This window comes from Gammaproteobacteria bacterium, assembly GCA_003696665.1.
In the GTDB taxonomy this organism is placed as follows: Bacteria; Pseudomonadota; Gammaproteobacteria; order Enterobacterales.
In genome coordinates this window covers 1-1779 of sequence record RFGJ01000456.1, presented here as the reverse complement: position 1 = coordinate 1779, position 1779 = coordinate 1, and the positions used below count along the sequence as shown (strand labels likewise).

Below are 1779 nucleotides of genomic sequence, written 5' to 3'. Positions count from 1 at the left end.
TTTGCAGTTTACCCCCCCCCGCTGTAGCCAGCTTGTTGTGCGCACTGATTTTCGGCCTTTGGGCCTGCACGCCTGAAGCCATACCGCCGCCCGAACCGGCGCCACCCCTTGCCGCAGGCGCCCCGCAGGGCAATCCGGAAGATGTGCAGGAGGAGTGCCAGTGCCAGATGAGTATTCTGGGAGTTGATGGCGGTGGGGCTCCAGAATTCCTCATGCCAGATTATATAGATGAATTCGATTTTACGTTAGATGGCGTAAACGGTGTATGGCTTAATATCACCACCGGTCAACAAGGCGATTTCCCGACTCCTTTTATCGATCTGCCCGGCACCTGGGACGAAGCGGATTGCGAACGGTTTCAACTGATCAGTTTTGATCCGAACTTTACCGTGCATGTCACGGTTCGTTGTTTTGCACATGGCAAGGATGCTTCGCCCGATTCACAGGTTTGGGATGACTTCGCTTTTTCCGAAGCAAATGACATTGACTGGAATAGCAGCACAGCTACTTTCTTGCGGCAGTATATTTGCAGAAGCCGAACCAGCGATGAACCGAATCCTTGCAAACAGGGACCGACGCCCGGAGAACCGCCGGTAAAAAAAACATTCTGAGCACACACCACAATTTATGGGGCATACAGCGCCTGACTGTCGGCACTGTGTGCCCCGCTCTTTTTCAAACTGCTTTTTTGTCATGAGAATAGTCGCTACCGTTGCTATAATTCAATTGTTTGCTATTTGGTCATGGAGTCAAACCACCTTCCTCAAAGCTTATTACCAGCAGAATGGAGAAGACGCATCTTTCAATCCTGCCGGTGTAAACCAAATGGCTTTTTTGGATTCTTTTTTTGCTGTGGATTCCAGGGACTTTGCTTCGTGTGATTTACATATTTTTAATGAGCAGGGGAAAAATATTCAGAATATTCAATTCATTTTGAATGATAATCAACCACTATACACGACAGCAATAAAAAGCGGGTTTGGCAAAATCCTGTTTTCCCAAAGCCTGCAATTTTGTGAAGAAGATACCCCCGAAAACAAATGTGGTGTGGTTTTCATTCTTGACCAGGCGCTCAATCTGATCAATGCCAGATGGCTTCAACTTCATACATGGACCACTGGTGCTGCCATGGGGTTCCTTGACCCGTCCAAAGCTCTGTGCACCTATGGCGATTACGATACGCTGCAAAATGCCTCGGCGCGAAGAGTGCCCGTCGTGGCTCTGTGGGATTTTGTTCAGGATTCTGTCTTGTGGGCAAAAAAATACCTGCCTCAAGACATCACGCTGAGCCATGGCTTCCCCACCGATTATACAATTGACAACGAGGGCATGCTACACTTTGCAGGCTATTTCACTGCTCCACCTGCACAAAGCCCGCTTTTCCTCATGAAACTTGATCCGCAAGGCAATTTCCTGCAGGGTATCCGCTTTCCGCTATATCACAGTTTTGCCTCCAGGCCCAGAAACATCCTTTTGCACTACCTGCCCGACGAGGATGCTTTCCTGCTTTCCGGGCGAATCCTTGATCCGGGACACCATTTCGAGAACCCCCTTGACGCCAATCCCGAAGGCTTTATCGCAAAACTGAACCATGACTACGAAATAGAATGGGCCTATCGACTGCACGCCCCCTACTTTCCCTGTTTTCAGTTGACCACGATCCCGGGGAAAAATGACGATGTGCTTTTCATTTATACCGCCTATGGCGAACTGCCAGTCATGATTGGAAGAATGGATTTCGACGGAACCATCCTCTGGGCAAAGGGTTACGATTTTTTT

Annotated in this window: 2 protein-coding genes; both read left to right on the top strand. The window is 49.0% G+C overall.

Features of this window, described 5'->3' with window-relative positions:
* Positions 1-32: 32 nt before the first annotated feature.
* Positions 33-611 carry a hypothetical protein gene (locus D6694_11320; GenBank protein RMH39313.1) on the top strand — a complete coding sequence of 193 codons (579 nt, stop codon included), beginning with the start codon at positions 33-35 and terminating at the stop codon, positions 609-611.
* Between the two features lie 82 nt (positions 612-693).
* Positions 694-1779 (top strand): hypothetical protein (locus D6694_11315; GenBank protein ID RMH39312.1); only part of this gene is annotated, 1086 nt, incomplete at its 3' end.